The 14,615-nt window shown below is 55.2% G+C and carries 14 protein-coding genes and 1 tRNA gene; 9 read left to right on the forward strand and 6 right to left on the reverse strand.

What is annotated here, in order from left to right; genetic code table 11:
- The 3 genes from WCA85_RS19860 to WCA85_RS19870 form a co-directional block, all read right to left on the reverse strand.
- A partial coding sequence (locus WCA85_RS19860) for a type II secretion system F family protein (RefSeq protein WP_424066588.1) occupies positions 1-401 on the reverse strand: 401 nt, incomplete at its 3' end.
- Entirely contained in the window at positions 398-1,759 is a 1,362-nt protein-coding gene (locus WCA85_RS19865; protein ID WP_424066589.1) for a GspE/PulE family protein, read from the reverse strand. The genes WCA85_RS19860 and WCA85_RS19865, both read right to left, overlap by 4 nt.
- 181 nt (positions 1,760-1,940) lie before the next feature.
- On the reverse strand, positions 1,941-3,245 hold the full coding sequence (locus WCA85_RS19870; protein ID WP_424066590.1) for an HlyC/CorC family transporter: 1,305 nt from the start codon (positions 3,243-3,245) through the stop codon (positions 1,941-1,943).
- 795 nt (positions 3,246-4,040) lie between these two features.
- Between WCA85_RS19870 and WCA85_RS19875 the strand changes: the two genes are divergently transcribed.
- Entirely contained in the window at positions 4,041-5,033 is a 993-nt protein-coding gene (locus tag WCA85_RS19875; RefSeq protein WP_424066591.1) for a DUF3644 domain-containing protein, read from the forward strand.
- 73 nt (positions 5,034-5,106) lie between these two features.
- Here the strand turns inward: WCA85_RS19875 and WCA85_RS19880 are convergent, their stop codons facing one another.
- Positions 5,107-6,333 (reverse strand): hypothetical protein, encoded by a 1,227-nt coding sequence (locus tag WCA85_RS19880; protein WP_424066592.1) that lies wholly within the window; start codon positions 6,331-6,333, stop codon positions 5,107-5,109.
- A 358-nt stretch (positions 6,334-6,691) separates the two neighbouring features.
- On the opposite strand from WCA85_RS19880, the gene WCA85_RS19885 reads away from it, so the two are divergent.
- The 8 genes from WCA85_RS19885 to WCA85_RS19920 all read left to right on the forward strand — a co-directional run bounded on the left by WCA85_RS19885 (position 6,692) and on the right by WCA85_RS19920 (position 12,930).
- A complete protein-coding gene (locus WCA85_RS19885; protein ID WP_424066593.1) occupies positions 6,692-6,928 on the forward strand; it encodes a recombinase family protein in 237 nt (78 codons plus the stop codon).
- 642 nt (positions 6,929-7,570) lie between these two features.
- Positions 7,571-8,329: a hypothetical protein gene (locus WCA85_RS19890; protein WP_424066594.1), complete on the forward strand. Its 759-nt coding sequence runs from the start codon at positions 7,571-7,573 to the stop codon at positions 8,327-8,329.
- A 178-nt stretch (positions 8,330-8,507) separates the two neighbouring features.
- On the forward strand, positions 8,508-9,065 hold the full coding sequence (locus WCA85_RS19895; RefSeq protein WP_424066612.1) for an endonuclease domain-containing protein: 558 nt from the start codon (positions 8,508-8,510) through the stop codon (positions 9,063-9,065).
- A 115-nt stretch (positions 9,066-9,180) separates the two neighbouring features.
- Positions 9,181-9,768 (forward strand): recombinase family protein, encoded by a 588-nt coding sequence (locus WCA85_RS19900; RefSeq protein ID WP_424066595.1) that lies wholly within the window; start codon positions 9,181-9,183, stop codon positions 9,766-9,768.
- A gap of 80 nt (positions 9,769-9,848) precedes the next feature.
- Complete coding sequence (locus tag WCA85_RS19905) at positions 9,849-11,222, forward strand: hypothetical protein (RefSeq protein WP_424066596.1); 1,374 nt, start codon at positions 9,849-9,851, stop codon at positions 11,220-11,222.
- An 18-nt stretch (positions 11,223-11,240) separates the two neighbouring features.
- A complete protein-coding gene (locus WCA85_RS19910; protein ID WP_424066597.1) occupies positions 11,241-11,627 on the forward strand; it encodes a hypothetical protein in 387 nt (128 codons plus the stop codon).
- Positions 11,624-11,974, forward strand: coding sequence for a hypothetical protein (locus tag WCA85_RS19915; RefSeq protein WP_424066598.1), 351 nt, complete (start codon positions 11,624-11,626; stop codon positions 11,972-11,974). The genes WCA85_RS19910 and WCA85_RS19915 overlap by 4 nt, the downstream gene beginning before the upstream one ends.
- Before the next feature lie 104 nt (positions 11,975-12,078).
- Positions 12,079-12,930, forward strand: coding sequence for a hypothetical protein (locus WCA85_RS19920; RefSeq protein WP_424066599.1), 852 nt, complete (start codon positions 12,079-12,081; stop codon positions 12,928-12,930).
- Between the two features lie 35 nt (positions 12,931-12,965).
- Here WCA85_RS19920 and WCA85_RS19925 read toward each other — a convergent pair whose 3' ends face one another.
- Both WCA85_RS19925 and WCA85_RS19930 read right to left on the reverse strand, forming a co-directional pair.
- On the reverse strand, positions 12,966-14,432 hold the full coding sequence (locus WCA85_RS19925) for a DUF6538 domain-containing protein (RefSeq protein WP_424066600.1): 1,467 nt from the start codon (positions 14,430-14,432) through the stop codon (positions 12,966-12,968).
- A gap of 93 nt (positions 14,433-14,525) precedes the next feature.
- Positions 14,526-14,602 (reverse strand) — tRNA-Pro (locus tag WCA85_RS19930).
- Between the last annotated feature and the right edge of the window lie 13 nt (positions 14,603-14,615).

Here is a 14,615-nt window from a genome sequence, read left to right on the forward strand (position 1 = left end):
GCGTTGAATTGAGCCGGATGTCTGGCGAGAGCGGCAGAAAAGCTCAGGCCGCTCGTGATGTCACGGGCCAGTACGCCTACGATGCGCGACATGCCGCGCTGCCGTGGCGTGGGCGCTTGCCCGAGCAATTCAAGCGACGGCGCGAGCGGCAGTCCGGCACGCAGCAGACTGGCCAACTGACGGGTAAAGCGGGTGATTTCGGCTGCACGCGCTTGCGGCCGCGGTGCCGGCCCTCGGGCCACCATTGCGACCACGAACAGGTTGTCACGCTTGAGAAGGGCTCGGGCTGCGTCGGTGTCCGGCGCGATGAGCGTGCCGCTTCGCTGAACTCCCATTGCGTCAACACCGCGCCAGACGAAACGCATTTCGCGCGAGTCAATTTGATGAACAATGTTCGTCATGCGACTTCGGTTGCGCTGAGCGCTTCGCTGAGACTGGTCGTGCCGTCCCGCACGCGGTTGAGTGCCGCCTCGCGCAGCGTGCCCACGCGCTCCGCCTGGGCAAGCTGGGCGAGCGTATGGGTGCCTGCCCTCTCAACGATCAGTTCACTCATCGCATCGGAGACCGGCATGACCTGGTGAATCCCAACGCGTCCACGGTATCCGATACCGTGGCACGCTGCGCAACCCACGGCGCTGTAGGGCTGCCAGCCATCCAGTTGCTCATCGGCAAAGCCCGCTGCGCGTAACGCCGCCGACGATTGCGGCATTAGAGTGCGACACGCGACGCACAGGCGTCTGACGAGCCGTTGCGCTGTCACCATGCGTAACGCAGCGGCGAGGTTATATGGCTCGACGCCGATGTCGATCAGGCGGGCGACGGCGGCGGGCGCATCGTTGGTGTGCAGCGTGGAGAGCACCAGGTGGCCGGTTTGCGCGGCCTTGACGGCGACGTCGGCGGTCTCTTCGTCGCGGATCTCGCCGACCATGATCACGTCCGGATCCTGACGCAGGAACGCGCGCAGCGCGACCGCGAACGTAAGGCCCGCCTTTTCGCGCACGCTGACCTGATTGATACCGGCAAGCTGGATTTCAGCCGGGTCTTCCACCGAACAGAGGTTGCGCGATTCGCCATTGAGCAGTTGCAAAAAGCAGTACAGCGAGAGCGTCTTGCCGCTGCCGGTCGGGCCCGTCACCAGCACCAGGCCGTGTGGTGCGGTGATGGCCGCCTGAACGGTATCGCGTTGCCATGGCGTGAGACCGAGCGAGTCGAGTGTTAGCGTCGTAGGTAGCGCGTCCAGTCGCCGCAGCACCAGCTTTTCGCCGAAGAGGGTGGGCAGTGAATTGACGCGGTAGTCCTCATACCGGCCAGGTGTCGTCGCAATACGCAGGCGTCCATCCTGCGGCACGCGTCGTTCTGCAATGTCCATGCGCGCGAGGACTTTCACGCGGGTAATGAACGCTTCGCGTAAATGCGCAGGCGGTGCCGCAAGCGCGTGCAACACACCGTCTATGCGCAGACGCATGCGCCAGCCATGTTCAGCTGGCTCGACATGCAGGTCTGATGCGTTGCGGCGCGTGGCCTCGCGCAAGGTGTCGGTGAGCAGACGGACCGCCGGTGTATTGTCGGCCTCAGCGAAGCCCGAGACCGCGTCCTGGCGGGAATTATCTTCGCGGATAGCGCTTTGGAAAGGACGCGTGGCACGGGTGACGGTGAGTTCAGAGTCGGCCGCAGTGATACGAAGCGGTTCAGTGGACGCCGGCAAATACGTTGGATCTAGCGCAGCGGCAGCTGGTGCGAAGCGGGGAGGAGAGGACATCTGGAACCGGCCGTGAGCCGCCTTTAAAACATGACGACTCCATCATCCGGTATGAGGCTTTGCACCGCTATTCGGCCAGATGGCCAAGCCGCGCGAAGCGTAAAAGATCCGCTGACCGTGTTCCTTCAAGCAGTCAGAACGCCTGACGTTTCGCAGTCGTCAGACTCACGCACATGCCGTCTCAACCCTGTGACGCTTTGCCGATTTTGGCCGCTGTGCGCTCGACAGGTTTGAAGAGTTTGACGGTGCGAACAGCCTGGTCGTCACTACGCATCACTTCGAGCTTGACGTCGCGGATCTGCAGGCACACGTCGCCGTCGGGAATTTCCTCGAGGATCTCGAGAATCAGGCCATTGAGTGTCTTGGGGCCGTCGGTGGGCAGCGTGAGATGGAGCCAGCGGTTCAGCTCCCGCAGCGGCATGCTGCCCGCGACGATGCACTCGCCGTCTTCGTTCCAGCCACCGCGCGAATTGGCGCCGCGTGGGATCGACGTGGTGAATTCGCCGATCAGCTCTTCGATGATGTCTTCCGGCGTGACAAGCCCCTGCAGCTCGCCATACTCGTTCACCACCAGCGCCGTGCGGTGGCGGCTTTCCTGGAAGTACTGAAGTTGCTGGAACACGGGCGTGCCGCTCGGTACGAAATAGGGCTCCGCAAGCAGTTCGCGCAGCGTCTCGCGTTCGAGTTCCTGATTATGCAAAGCGGAGAGCGTCTTGCGCACGTGAAGGACGCCAAGCACACGATCGATGTCGCCCTGATAGACGATCAGCTTGTTGTGATAGCAGGTCTCGAGTTGATGGAGGATCTGTTCGAACGGGGCATCGAAATCGAGCGCTTCGATGCGGCGGCGGGGAATCATCACGTCGTCGACAGAGATGTTTTCCAGGTCGAACAGATTCAACAGGATGCTGCGGTGCTTGGTGGGCATGAAGCTGCCCGATTCGAGCACGATGGTGCGCAACTCCTCCGTCGAGAGGCGCTGATCGGACCCGCCCTTCGTGTTGATATGCAGCACGCGAAGAATGCCGTTGGCGAACAGATTGACAAACCAGACGACGGGGCGCGCCACTCGCATGAGCGGCGCGATGAGCAGGCTTGCCGGGAGCGCAATCTTTTCCGGAAATGTGGCGCCGACAATCTTGGGCGTGATTTCCGCAAAGACGATGATCAGGAATGCGACGATGCCGGTCGAGATCGACAGAACGAGATTGTTCCGCCCGAAGGTATGCAGCGCGACCGAGGTGGTCAGCACTGGAATGATGGTGTTGAACAGATTGTTGCCGATCAGGATCACGCTCAGGAGCTGATCGGTGTGTACGAGTAGCCCTTGCGTGGTCCTGGCGCCTAAAGCACCTTGATTGGAGAGATGCTTCAGGCGGTGGCGGTTGAGCGCCATCATCGCCGTTTCGGAGATCGAAAAGAAACTGGAGCAGATAAGCAGCAGGAAGACTGCACCTATCTGCGCCCATAAGGGTAGTTGTTCCACGTGTCGCGAACTGGAGAAGGGGGCAGGATTGGAAGAATATAGCAGAGGGTGCCGCGCACGCCTTCCCGGCCGCATGGCGTAGGAAGATTCGGACGGTTTGCATCGTTCAGCACGTACAATTGCGGTAAGAACCGGATCAGACTTCGCGCCGAGACGTGACCGAAGAAGACGGGAAGAACCTGGAAACGTGTAGGCGAAAAAAAACCGCGCCAACGCACGGTTTTTTCAAAATCTGGTCGGGGTGAGAGGATTCGAATCGCTCAGCCCATTCAAAATCAATAACTTACAACGTGAGGCGTAACAGCGGTGACGGCTGAGTGTAGCAGGTTTTTCCGCTAAACCCGGGCAGAAATTGGGGCCAAAATTAAAGCCGTCGCGGAGAATGCAACGACCGGATTTTGCGATCCGACGAATAGACGCTCGCTGTCGTACGCCGGTTCGTGACTGGCGGGGAGCGCTCCAACCGCCGAAGTTAGCGAAGCGACGGTTGCACCGGCCTCCGCAAGAACGCGGAATTAGTGAGACCGGGGCGCGTTCCGTGAGATTGTAAATACTGAATTACTGAGACTGCCCTGCCTCGGTAGTCGAGCAATCGGTACGGGGACCGGCAGGCATGCCCGCCGGTCAGCACGGTACTCATCCCTTAAAGCAACTTGTATCTGACGCGGAATCCTCTCCGCCGCATCGCCTATACTGGTCGAAATGCTGATTTATCGCGATACGCAATAAGCGCTCACGCAATGACTGTTCTGCAATGGCGAGAAAAGCATGCGATAAAATTATGAGGAGACGACCTTGGCAAAGGCGGCAAGCAAGCGGGTACGGACGATAGGGTCAATAGCAAACGAATTGATCAAAAAGTCTCGCGAAGCAGCATTATCTGCAGTTCAGATTTTTAACAGTCCGTCGATCACATTTAAGTCTGAGACGTTCATAGTTTTGATGGTTATCGCATGGACGTATTTACTTCATGCACACTACCGAAAAAATGGCATTGAATACCGCTATCACAAAATTTCTGGTGCACGTAGGGTCTTCGAGCATACGGGTCAAGGCGCTTTTCGGTATTGGGACCTCGCACAGTGTTTGAAAATTAGGAATTCACCTGTTGAAGAGAGCAGCGCGACGAACCTGGCTTTTCTTATCGGGCTAAGACATGAAATCGAACATCAAATGACCACGCGGCTTGACGAACAGTTGAGCGCTCGATTTCAGGCATGTTGCCTCAACTACAATGATCTGGTCAAAAAACTTTTTGGCGATGCACACGGCATTGACAAGCACTTATCGTTTAGCCTGCAATTTTCCTCAATCGATACCGAGCAGGTGAAGACCTTGGACGGTGCAAAAGGTCTGCCCGCTCATATTCGGGCGTATATAAACGCGTTTGATGCCAAACTAACCGAAGATGTTTTTAATGATCCACGATTCGCCTATCGCGTCTTATTCGTTCCTAAGAGCGTAAATAAGAAGGGGCAGGCGGATAAAGTCATCGAGTTTATTAAATCTGATTCGGATCTTGCGAAAGATGTAAATCAGCATTACGCCGTTATCAAGGAAACCGAAAAAACGAAATATCTACCTTCGCGAATAGTCGAATTAATGCAAGATAAAGGTTTTAAAAGTTTTACCATGCACGATCATACTACACTCTGGAAAAAAGAAAACGCAAAAGACCCGAAAAGGAATTTCGGCACATCGGTAGCAGGTCAGTGGTATTGGTACGATTCGTGGCTTGAGTATGTGACAAATCATTGCCAACACCAGCTCGAACTCAAGGAACAGTAGCAGCAACTTCCTACGAAGTGTGCTGCCATCGTGAAAGAGGGTTATTGGGGCTAACGGCCGAAAGCTTAATGCGCTAGGGATTCCCAAGAAGTTCAGTCATCATCTGTGCCCTTTTTCTCGTCCGAATCGCCCGCATGGCTTTCTGAGTGTATGTTCTTGAATCGCCACCGAGGTTTAGGAAGTAGTCGGCAGCGCCGTGCTGAGCCAGAGAAACTTGATTGAAAAGATGTCCGAACCTACTCGGGCAGTTGGATATTCCAGGATTTACGATCTTCAGTTGTCGATCGTCAGATAGAGAAAGCCAATCAACCAAGGTTTCGTCAATGTGACGATCGCCAAATCCATAACCAATGCAGATCAGCTCCGATGCATAGTTAACACATCGACGAAACAGTTCAAAAAATTCAGGTGGCGCGAGTTGATGCATGTGCGGGGTAAATTTGTGCGCACCCGAGAGCAGTGTATTCCGCAGAAATTGTATTTCACCATGGGAATCAATGTAGATATTTTCATTTATCGCGCGAACGCCATCCCTTTGCCCCAGCGCGAGATCGATCGAGCTAATTAAGGCTAGCTGCTGAACATACGAACTAGCGTCGCCATTTTGCGCAGCAATTTTAACGTAACTTAACTCGTCACCCTGTGCAAAAATATCTAACGCGCCATGTATTTTTATAAGATTTATACCAACCTCACCGGGCATGAAGAAGTCATAGTCGTTTGCTTCGATGCTGGCGCGAGGTAGGCGCTCAAAACTTACGCTCTGTGACTCTCCGTCACCGGATCCCATTTCTATTTCGACAATCTCTTTAAAACCCGATTTGATTGGGATAGAAAATTTCCCCGCGAGCGACTCGATAATGAGGTCGTGATTAATTGAAAATATCCATAAGGGTTTATTTTCCTCAACTAGTTTGGTGATTCCACCAAAATCATCTAAGGCACTGGTTGAAAAAGGGAGATTCTTTATTTGCCGCTCCATCAAAAGACCACGAACTGCCTGGAGCAAAAATCCATTTATTGCATGTAGATTTCGACGTTTCTCTTGATCCCTTTCTCGGGAAAATGCGACTTCGATCGCGCCAATAATGTTTTCGTAATGCATATCTTTGTTACTCAGGAGCGAAGTGAGCATCGAAATCAATTCGTCGCTCCAGCCACCGCCCCGTGCCCGCCATAACCCATTGAACCTCTCTAGCTTTTCTTTCGGAAGCCATCTTTTCAATTCGGCTGTCAACTCACTGACCAACTGCATTCCACAATCGAATGACGCCCCTGCACCCAGAAATAGCGCTTGCATAAGAAAACCTTCAAAATTTGGAAAGTGAAACCACGTGCCGCTTTCCCAGGGTGCTCCTCGGTGTCAATCGTTCCGCGTCTGGCGACCCCGCCTTGGCCAGAATACCAACTCGCGCAACGCTTCAGGCCGATCAAAGACGATTGTCCGATAGAAGGACTTGCGTCCGATACGCCCACACCCGGAAATTAGAACAACGCATCGTCACCCCCCGTAGCCGAAAAGATTTCGCGAGTATTACTCATCGCTGCTCTGCTCTGGGGATTTAAAGGCATGGATTGTCGGTGATCCAGTTGCGATTGTCGAACGTCCCTTCATGGCCGCGTGCGGTCTAACGCAAACGGTAAATGCCGAGCTATCCATGCTCGCCGGGTTCGCTCAGTTCGAACGGGCAATGATCCGCAGCAGACAGGCAGAAGGTATCGCGAAGGCGAAAGCCGCAGGCCGGTGCATCGGGAGTGCAGGGCGTAGCAAGTTGAACGAGGCTGACAAGGCTGCGATCCGGGAGCGCGCCGCCAAAGGCGACAAGAAAGCGGTCATTGCGCGGGACTACGGCGTGAGCAGGGAAACGCTGTACCAGGTGCTGAAAGCTGCTTAACTAGGCCGACCGAGAAATGCAAGACGGGCAGAACTGGAGTGGCCCGCTCTTGGCAGATCTCTCCATCGGCTTGGAGGGCGAATGCAGCCCATCAGACGGGGGGTAGAAACCGCTCGTGAGGGCTGGGCAGTAGCCTGCAAGCCATAAGCAATCCTAATCTAATACGAAGCCCATGCATGCGTCTAAACGGCATTCCCTTACCCAGCAAGGGAAGGATCGATATTGGTGCCAGACCATGCCGGCAAACCTTTGTGGTTCTACGCGTGCGCGCACACGCGCGTTGCGCGCGAGAGTGCAGGGAGTTGGCCAGAACGATTTCGTCGCCTTTTTTTGGACATTGCGATATTTCGATTGAGAACTGTCGGTGTCACCGCATCGGAGGTCACGCAGTTTGAACACCCCCCCCCCGGGGTCTCGTGATCGCTTAACATACGCGGTGGCTAGCGTATAGCCTCGCGGTGGGGCTGGTGAGTGTCGGGTAGTGGGTGTGTATACCCAAGGTTAAGCGGGCGGCTTGCATGACCCGTTATTGGTTGTCAGCACAACGAGGCAGGTAGACGGATGCGATGGGCAGGCAAGAGGCTACGGGCCGAGCAATGGTTGCAATGGCAACGGGAGGATTGGGGCGGAGCGGAGATGCCGATGGATCCGCCGGTCGCAGTCAAAACCGGAGCGGCGAACCAACTGGCAAAGAGCGCGGTGCAGCAGTGGCTACGGAAGCCGCACGAGGGGCTATGGGGGTGCGTAGTTGCAATAGACAGCCTACAGCAGCAATGGGCCGTGCAGAAACGGCTAGCGGACAGGACTGCGTGGCGTAAGCACTTTGCCGGGAAGTCCCCGCCAGAAAAGGCCGAGTGGCCGAAGGGGGCGAACGCACGGAATCATACCTATTGGAAATGGATGGAATACCGGGCGAACGAACATATATGGCTGGCAGAGATGGACAGACAAGCAGCAATGCGCCAGCAGTTCGAATGGATTCAGGAAGCCGCTGAAGCCGCCGATACGCACCCGTGGGCGCACCGCAAGGATATCCGGCTGGCTTGGCGGGTGCAGCAGAACCGCTGGCGAGAGGCGGCGGTATGGCGAAGCATCGTGTACTCGTGCTGGCGGGACACACGACCCGGCATAGCAGCATGGCCGGTTTGGATGCAGCCGCAGACGGGCGGAAAGAAGGGTAAGCCACGCGAGTTGCCGAGGGTCGAAGAGCCGTGTGACGGCAAGCACCCGCAAGGGCGTAACCTGCGATTGCGACAGGTGTTTGAGGGGTTGCCAACTCGCCCCGATCAAGAGACGGCGGTACGGGTTATGACACTGGTGACGGGGAGTGCGCCGGACTGGATGATACCCCGGCAAGTGGACCCGCCGAAGCGACCCGGAAGGCCGAGAAAAGCGGCGTGAAAAGTTTGCGGAAAGTTGGGCGAATGTGAAGCGACGAAATTCGCTGAAAGCCCCGTATCACGTCGGAAATAAATCGCCGTGAATCGTATAGGCGGTAACCGGGAGCGGCGCAGGTCTGGAGTTCACCTGCCCATTGTTATGATATTGGGGAATTGCGTTGGCTGAGAACCACTGGCGGATGACCGCCGAAGACAAGGCGGAATGGATTACGGAGTACTGGCGGCACCACGGGCGATCCTGCCAAATTTGCCGCCGTAAAGCCCTACGGAATGACATGGTGAGCGACCACTGCCATGAGAGCGGAATGACGCGAGCTGCGTTGTGCGGTAGTTGCAATACGCTGTTGGGATTCGTGGAGACGAGCCGATACACCGACGGTGAAATGTTGACGCTGTTGATGCTGCAACGGACGCGCGAGGGGTACGCCAGCAAAACCGCGAAACTTAGGGGAGATAAGGCGCGGTCATTGATCCGCAGGATGCGCACGTACATCGAGTTCTGGCGGTTGCACCGGGAGGCGTTTGCACTGTATGTGGCGGACCCGTCAGACTTCGCGGGCCTGGCTCGCGCTAACACTGTCGCGGCACTGCGCTATAAACGATGGTTGCGGAAGACGCACGACCTCCGGGCGTACCACGTAGCGTGCTGGATTGATGATAAGCGGCACACGCACACACTGGCGCGGCGATATCGCGAATTGCTTGCGGAAGGGTGGCCGGTATCTGTGGGTCAATAGGGTATACCTAATCGATCCATGTGTGACGCTGCGTTGTGTATGGCTCAATTGGGTTGACCAGGGGTGATCCACTCGTTAATATTGATCCACCAATCCAAACGAGCCATATTGAGCCATGCGGAAACTGTACTACGGCCGAATCTCCACCACAGACGGACAATCAGCTGCCAGTCAATACGAGGATGCAAAGGCCCACGGTGTGAGCGAAAAGGACGTATTCATTGACGAGGGTGTAAGTGGGTATCACGTCGCACCGGGGGACCGGGAGCAGTGGCGGAAGGTTGAGCACGATCTGCGGCACGGCGGCGTGCTTATTGTCCGCTGGCTTGACCGGATCAGCCGCCGATACGACGAACTGCACCGGACCATGCGTCGCCTTATTGAGCTGGGCGTTCGCGTGGAGTGCACCCTTAACGGGATGACTTTTGACGGGCGAGCCACCGACCCCATCGAAAAAGCGACGCGCGACGCCGTGCTCGCTTTCATGGCTGCGCAAGGTGAAGCCGACTATAAAAACCGGGCAGAAATGCAGCGGCGCGGGGTGGCGATCGCTAAGGCCAAAGGAAAGTATGCAGGGCGGCAACGTACCGTCGATTACGCGATTATCAAGGCATGGCGGACCGAAAACGGCGCGAGTATCAAACAAACGGCAGAGCGCTTCGGCATAGGCACCGCTACAGTTAAACGTGCATCCGCCGAATGATTTGGCGAAGAGCCTTTCGGATATGATCAATGACAATCTTGAGATGTCCTTAGTCCGCACGCGAAAAAGCAAAACAATACATGGCACTCATTAGACCGCGTTTAACAGACCACCATGGCATTCTTCTGCCCCAATCGGAACTGGATTTCGCTATTCCATTCATTGACGAAGATATTCCGTTGTATGTCGATCCGTTCATGCTGTGGCGATCACCTTCCCAGCAAGATCGCTCACTCCATACGAGTCTTCTGAACGCATTTAACAATCTCGGCTATCTCGCCAAGAATGGCCAAGAGCAACAGGCGATTGCAAGCTTGGTCGCGGCCTCTGAATGCGAAGAGGTCGGACTAGGAACTTCCGCGACTCGGGTTGGTAAGCGCATCGGCAAAGAGAAAGCCACTGAGGTTATCTCTCTTTTCAAGCGGATACCGCAGTATGGGCGCGCGGGCTTTCGTCATATCGAAGAGATTCAGTTCTACGTGGACGGCATTTCGAAAGACCGAATCAGTGATATTTGTTGCAGTTTTTTGAAATCGTTTCTCATTGATTTTACCATTCAACAATGCGAGCGATTAGGCATACCCACGCAGTCAACCAAAGTAAGTAATGTCTACGACGACAGAAAGAATTTGTTTGAAACACAAGGAAATTTGAATTTGCCCGCTAATCCGAATACGGGCTCACCATTGGTTTTTGTCCCTAAACGCTGGTTAAGGTATGTCCCTTGGCTGAATTACGATGACTATTTCGAGAAACATTGTCCTCAAGACGAAATATCACATACACCCGAAGAACTAACTCGCGTTGAAGTCCTAAACTACAACCGCGAAAACTACGGCGCGATTGACCGCTATATCGTAGTGAAAGAAAGGTCCTTTGATGATTGTCATAGCGATCCACTGTTCTCACAAATTCCGGTGATATCTGCCAAGCGTAAATTCGCGGCTATTCAGAAGCTTGCGACAGGCAAAGAAGATGGGGCCGATCGAAAGTATGAGGAGTTGCTCGGGCAACTATTGCCTTCACTCCTCTATCCAAAGCTGGACTTCGCTCAGGAGCAAGCACGAACGGAAAGTGGAGTCAGTATCCGCGACCTTGTTTTCTATAACACTGCATCGACGCCATTCTTGGCGGATATGCATAAGGATTATGGATCGAAGCAAATAACAATGGAGCTGAAAAATGTGCAGTCCATTGAACGAATACATGTCGACCAATTAAACCGCTATCTAGCCGAAGAACTCGGCAGATTTGGTATCTTTGTGACGCGAACTCCGTTGAAGAAAGCGGAAATGAAACGAACCATTGATCTGTGGTCGGGGCAGCGCAAGGCGATTATAGCCCTGACGGATCAAGATATCGCTCAGATGGTCGAGTTATTCGAAAGTAAGCAACGCGATCCGATCGATGTTATTGTTAGAAACTACAATCAATTCAGATCAAAATGCCCATAGACGCAGGAGAAAATAATTATGAAAACTGAAGCTGATGTCAAGAATTTGGAAAAATTGATTGGGCAGCTACAAAGCCTCCACTCTGAAATATCGCAGCTAACAAAGAAGTCGTCAAATGACGGCTTGAATACATTTAAACTAAAAATCGTAAACAGCGTCTTGGCAGAAACCGGCGAAGTTATTGATGACTACAAGCCGCTAAAAGATTTCAATGGATTTGACGAAGACGCACTCCCAACCAATAGCGACGTAACGATGATTTTGGGGTTGTATATGGAACAAATTGAGAGATTCCGCTCGGATAGCGTCGTCTATAGTAGTAGCACATGGCAGTATGTAGTCGGAGGAAAGCCTAGCGGAATTCGGGCTAGCATGCCAACTCGCGTAGGTGGGGCAAATAAATGAGTGACGGAAATCAACATCGGCAAGTTACGACACAGGAATTCGTCAACAAATATGAGGCTACTAGCCCTATTTTCTCCGGTATTTTGAGCGAAATCAGGGAATTATCGAAGAAGAAGCCAGAAGCAACAATGAGCGCCAACAAGGTGCGGATCGTCAACCGCGTACTGGAAGATTTGCTTGTTTTCTTGAAAGATGAGCCTGCCGGGAAATATCTTGAACTCTTGGATGACGGAGAATTGCCGCAAATGAGCGACGCTGTATTAGCCATGGTGCAGTTTGAGTCAGCACTCAATGCGTTTGAGGGTCGCTATCGTCCAATCGAGGTCGGATACTGGATCACCGAGTAGAACTCATAACGGCGGGTACGATAGCATTACTGCGATGCCAAAAGATATACGACTGCGGATTCAACGCGCCGCCGCGTCTGGGCCAGATATGCGGATACCTCAGGATGGCAATGGATATGCGCTTCCCGTCGAGGGTCCGGAGCATGCGCGGTTCATTGGTTATTTTTGAATTGGGCCAGCACGAGACGACGCGAGACGGCATCACATCGTATGAGGACCGGGTGCGACTCCACTTCGAACTCAGCGGAAAAAGGCATCCACCCCGCGACGTGGACGGCGTTTTTGTACCTTATATCCTGGTCGTGGAAATGACCTTAGGTCTGCTTCCCGGCGACCTTTTCTTTGAGACGTTCGCGCGGATGAACTTCGAGAGCGCTGCTTCACACATGGCGGCGCTACTGGGCGAAGCGTTCATGGTATATGTTGGGCATCGCCGCTTCAGGCATAGACGCGGGGCATACCCGATCATTGAAGCCGACAAAGAAGGATACCTGATAGGCCCGGCGAAGGGCCGAGATGAGGCTACAGGCGAACTCCTAGCGGTGGATATTGCCCCTTGTCACTACCGGCTTGAGGCGTTCGTATGGAAAACGGCAGACCTAGACGACTGGTACTCGATCTACATGCCGGGTGAGTGGCCGGAGCAACGGAACGACCAGACCGGGGAACTGATCAAGAAAGCCCGATCAAGGAACGTGTTGCAGGAGTGCATGGTAGCCGCCCGCAACTGGCCGGAGCATCCGTTATACGGAACAGCGAGGTTGGGACCGGACCCAAACGCGCCGAGCCCGGAAGAACTGGCGAGACAGCGGACGGCGGAGCTAAAGGAATGGCGGGCGGGGAACTGCCGTCGGCTCAAGGCTGCCGTGGATGAGGTGCTCGCGAAGTTCCCGAAGGAACCTCCAAAGAGGCAGACGCGCTCAACCAAAGTAAAGCGGCCTCCGGCGTCCAATTAGCTCAACTTCTTCGCAAAGTCCCCATGTACGTGGCATTAAGGCAGTTTAAGGCCCGATACGCGGATGCGGGACACGGCTTCAACGAGCGGCGCGAGTGGGTAGGACAGACCGCCGTACCGGCGTGATACCTTGCCGCTGGCATGGCCCGATAGCGCGTCCGATACCTCGTCTGATATCCCAGCTTCGCGGCACATGTCCTTGAAGCCGTGGCGAAAGCTGTGAAAGACCATTTTCGGGTCCGTGACCTTGCAAACGCGGCGCAGGTACTTGCCGAACCATTTGGACCAGTTACCCGACTCCGCGCCCATTGTGTCGGGCTTAAGCTCGGAGAATATGCGCGCCTTGCCGCGTTGGGCCTGTGCGTACTCCACGAAGCCACGGGCCAGCAATACGCCGTGAATGGGAAAGCGTCGCACACTGCCGATATTCTTGACGCCCTGCCCGTCGCCCTCGTTGGTGATGCGGAGAACCCAGCAGCGTTTTTCGCTGTCGTCCGTGTTGCGGTACGTTTCCTCGTAGATATCCTCTGGCCGTAGCTGAGCCAGTTCTTCAACGCGCGCGCCGGTAAAGAGAGCGAGTAGAGGCAGCCAGTACGAGGCCTCTCCTGCGCCGCCGTCCGGGCGATCGTCCCCCGCGTAGACCGGGCTGGCAAAGATGGCCTGTAGTGCGGGCAGATCGAAGGGGAGGCGGGCGGCCCTGGCGTTCTTGCGCTCGCCCACCTTTACACCTAGTGCGGCGTTACTGTGCGCCTGGAGGTTATCGACCGCGAAATTGAGGATCGCCCGCAGCATGGTTAGGTGTTTGTCGGTGTTGACGGATGACTGGCCGGACTCCAGAAGCTTGTTTTTGAAGTCGATCACATGCGCGCGGCTAATGCTAGCGACCGGGATGCGGCCTACATGCTCGTAAAACCGCAGAATGATCCTGTTAGCAATAGCGACGGTGCGCGTGTCGGGTTTGCGCTCGTTGGCCCACTGTTCCACAAGGGCAGCGAGGTGGCCGGAAGACCCAGACGGGGCGGATTGAAGCGCGGGCGTTACGGGGGTGGCAGAGACTGGCAATGCGGGCAGCGCGCCGCCCTGTGCCATGATGCGGGCAAGTGCCTCCTCGTAGGCAGCTACCTGGCGGGCGTGCTTTTCCTTGCGCTTGGCTTCGCGGGCTACTTGCCTGTCGTGCTCCGCGAATTGGACTTCCAGCGGGTCCGGGCGGCCTTCCGTGTCGAACCATTCCTGATAGTCACGTTCGTACTCGTCTCGTTGTCGCTCGTATTCTTTCAGGGCTTCGCCCGTTAGCTGGCCGGAGGCGGCGCGTTTCCGCAGGCTGTCGAATTCCCGGTCATAGCGTACGCTTTCCTCGCGAACGAGCTTACGCGCTTCCGCTGGATCAGACGTGCCGAGGGCTTTGACGATTTCTTTGCTGCCCTGAAAGTGGGCCTGTAGATCGAGGGGAATCTTGCGGCGGAAATAGTACCGGCTGCCGCGCTTGGAGAGGTGATTTGTCATGGCTTAGAAACGGTTGGTGTATGTTACACCGGCTGCTACCGTTCCTTAAGTCATTGATTTGATGGAATTACTAGACCAATCAACAGGTTAGATTGGTCGGGGTGAGAGGATTCGAACCTCCGGCCTCTACGTCCCGAACGTAGCGCTCTACCAGGCTAAGCTACACCCCGATTTGTACTGCAT

The sequence above is a fragment of the Paraburkholderia sp. genome, from assembly GCF_049581445.1.
Classification (GTDB): Bacteria; Pseudomonadota; Gammaproteobacteria; order Burkholderiales; family Burkholderiaceae; genus Paraburkholderia.

Excerpts from the sequence above, each read along its gene's own strand:
- WCA85_RS19915 (WP_424066598.1), top strand. The coding sequence starts at position 11,624 with ATGAGTGACGGAAATCAACATCGGCAAGTTACGACACAGGAATTCGTC.
- WCA85_RS19920 (WP_424066599.1), top strand. The coding sequence starts at position 12,079 with ATGGCAATGGATATGCGCTTCCCGTCGAGGGTCCGGAGCATGCGCGGT.
- WCA85_RS19885 (WP_424066593.1), top strand. The coding sequence starts at position 6,692 with ATGCTCGCCGGGTTCGCTCAGTTCGAACGGGCAATGATCCGCAGCAGA.
- WCA85_RS19895 (WP_424066612.1), top strand. The coding sequence starts at position 8,508 with ATGACCGCCGAAGACAAGGCGGAATGGATTACGGAGTACTGGCGGCAC.
- WCA85_RS19890 (WP_424066594.1), top strand. The coding sequence starts at position 7,571 with ATGGATCCGCCGGTCGCAGTCAAAACCGGAGCGGCGAACCAACTGGCA.
- WCA85_RS19910 (WP_424066597.1), top strand. The coding sequence starts at position 11,241 with ATGAAAACTGAAGCTGATGTCAAGAATTTGGAAAAATTGATTGGGCAG.
- WCA85_RS19905 (WP_424066596.1), top strand. The coding sequence starts at position 9,849 with ATGGCACTCATTAGACCGCGTTTAACAGACCACCATGGCATTCTTCTG.
- WCA85_RS19865 (WP_424066589.1), bottom strand. The coding sequence starts at position 1,759 with ATGTCCTCTCCTCCCCGCTTCGCACCAGCTGCCGCTGCGCTAGATCCA.
- WCA85_RS19925 (WP_424066600.1), bottom strand. The coding sequence starts at position 14,432 with ATGACAAATCACCTCTCCAAGCGCGGCAGCCGGTACTATTTCCGCCGC.
- WCA85_RS19900 (WP_424066595.1), top strand. The coding sequence starts at position 9,181 with ATGCGGAAACTGTACTACGGCCGAATCTCCACCACAGACGGACAATCA.
- WCA85_RS19880 (WP_424066592.1), bottom strand. The coding sequence starts at position 6,333 with ATGCAAGCGCTATTTCTGGGTGCAGGGGCGTCATTCGATTGTGGAATG.